The 2,422-nt window shown below is 68.1% G+C and carries 1 protein-coding gene and 1 pseudogene; both read left to right on the forward strand.

Annotated features, from left to right (window positions below; genetic code table 11):
- Positions 1–464 (forward strand): annotated as a pseudogene (locus H0W38_RS20970) (hypothetical protein); the annotation flags it as partial.
- Positions 465–879: 415 nt separating this feature from the next.
- A partial coding sequence (locus H0W38_RS20975; protein WP_292457834.1) for a valine--tRNA ligase occupies positions 880–2,422 on the forward strand: 1,543 nt, incomplete at its 3' end.

Raw genomic sequence — 2,422 nt, forward strand, 5'->3', positions numbered from 1 at the left:
CCCCCGGCGCACGCGGCGCCGAGGCGCCGCTGGCCCTGGCGGCGCTGGCCGAGGGCCGAGCGCGCCGCGCCGAGGTCAATGCACTGCGGCCGCTGTCGGCTTCGGGCGAAACCGAGTGGCGCCTTGCGCCCCGCCCGCCACTTCGCCTCGCTGTCGAGGGCGGCCCGGCCTGGAACGGCTACCTCGGGCTGCAACTGCAGACCCGCGGCAGCGCACCGGCCGGCGCGCGCGCCTACCTCGCACTGGTCGAGGACCTGCCGGCCGATGCACAAGGCAATGCACGGGCACGCCGGCTGGTGCGCGCCGTGGCCGGCCCGATCTTCCTCGGCGCCGGGCCGACTCGGGAGCTGCGCGCACTGCGCATTCCGGCAGGCGCCCATCCCGAGCGACTGCGTGGCGTGGCATGGTGGGTCGATCGCGATGAGCGGCTGCTCGGCATCGCGGCCGAAGGCTGCGTTCGCTAACGCGACGCACGGCCGTCTCGACATCCCACCCCCGCATGCCCCCTCCCTAGCTCAAGCGCCGGCTGCTCGCGCTGTGGCTGTCGATCTTTGCGGTGGCCGCCGTCCTGGCTTGGCTGGTGTTCGCGCTCGGCCGCGAAGGATCGCAAGCCCAGGTGAGCCGGGCCGAGCAAAGCGGCATGAGCGGTTGCGAGGGTCTATGAGTACGACATCGAACTGGCCGAGGGCACGGACATCCGTGTCGAGATCGATGCAGTGGCCGGCAAGCTGCGCGAGGCCAAGGCCGAGCTGATCAAGATTGGCCACATGCCCGGCGCCGAGTAGCGCGGCGGCCGGCGGGCCGCCTCGTAGAATGCGGGCCTCGACCCTGCGGAAACGGCGCCCCCTGGGCGCCGTTTCGTTTTTGCGAAGCCCCGCCATGACCTCCACTCTGCCCAAGTCGTTCGAACCCGGCCCGATCGAGGCCAAGTGGGCGCCGCTGTGGGAGGCGCGCGGTCTGTTCACGCCGACGCTCGATGCCGGCAAGCCCTCGTTCAGCATCCAGCTGCCGCCGCCCAACGTGACGGGCGTGCTGCACATGGGCCACGCGTTCAACCAGACGATCATGGATGCACTCACGCGCTATCACCGCATGCTCGGCCACAACACGCTGTGGGTGCCGGGCACCGACCATGCCGGCATCGCCACGCAGATCGTCGTCGAGCGGCAGTTGCAGCAGCAGGGCATCAGCCGGCACGATCTCGGCCGCAAGAACTTCGTCGCCAAGGTGTGGCAGTGGAAGGAGCAGTCGGGCTCCACCATCACCGAGCAGATGCGCCGGGTCGGCGCCAGCGTGGACTGGGCGCACGAGTACTTCACCATGGACGAGAAACTCTCGCCGGTGGTCACCGACACCTTCGTGCAGCTCTACGAGCAGGGCCTGATCTACCGCGGCAAGCGCATGGTGAGCTGGGATCCGGTGCTCAAGTCGGCGGTGTCCGACCTCGAGGTGGAGAGTGAGGAAGAAGACGGCTTCCTGTGGCACATCCGCTATCCGCTCGCCGATGGCTCGAGCGAAGTCGTGGTGGCGACCACGCGGCCCGAGACGATGCTCGGCGACACCGCGGTGATGGTGCATCCGGAAGACGAGCGCTATGCCACGCTGATCGGCAAATCCGTAAAACTGCCGCTGTGCGAGCGCGCCATTCCGGTGATCGCCGATGCTTACGTAGACCGGACATTCGGCACCGGCGTCGTCAAGGTAACGCCGGCGCACGACGTGAACGACTACGCCGTCGGCCAGCGCCATGGCTTGCCGCTGATCGGCATCCTGAACCTCGACGCGACCGTCAACGACAACGCTCCGGCGGCCTACCGCGGACTGGACCGCTTCGTCGCGCGCAAGCGCGTCGTCGCCGACCTCGAGGCGCAAGGCTTCCTGGTCGAGGTGAAGAAGCACAAGCTGATGGTGCCGCGCTGCGCGCGCACCGGCCAGGTGATCGAGCCGATGCTCACCGACCAGTGGTTCGTGGCAGTCGCCAAGGCGGGCCCCGGCGGCAAAAGCATCGCGAAAAAGGCAATCGATGCGGTGGCCTCGGGCGAAGTGAAATTCGTTCCCGAGAACTGGGTCAACACCTTCGACCAGTGGATGAACAACATCCAGGACTGGTGCATCTCGCGCCAGCTCTGGTGGGGCCATCAGATTCCCGCCTGGTACGGCGAGGCCGGCGAGCTCTTCGTCGCGCGGAGCGAAGACGAAGCGCGAGCCAAGGCGGAGATGACCGGCTACCAGGGCGCCCTTACGCGCGACCCCGACGTGCTCGACACCTGGTACTCCTCGGCCCTCGTGCCCTTCTCCTCGCTCGGCTGGCCGAGGCAGACGAAGGAGCTGGAACTGTTCCTGCCTTCGAGCGTGCTCGTCACCGGCTACGAGATCATCTTCTTCTGGGTCGCCCGCATGATCATGATGACGGCGCACTTCA

It is taken from the genome of Methylibium sp., assembly GCF_013817365.1.
In the GTDB taxonomy this organism is placed as follows: domain Bacteria; phylum Pseudomonadota; class Gammaproteobacteria; order Burkholderiales; family Burkholderiaceae_C; genus Methylibium.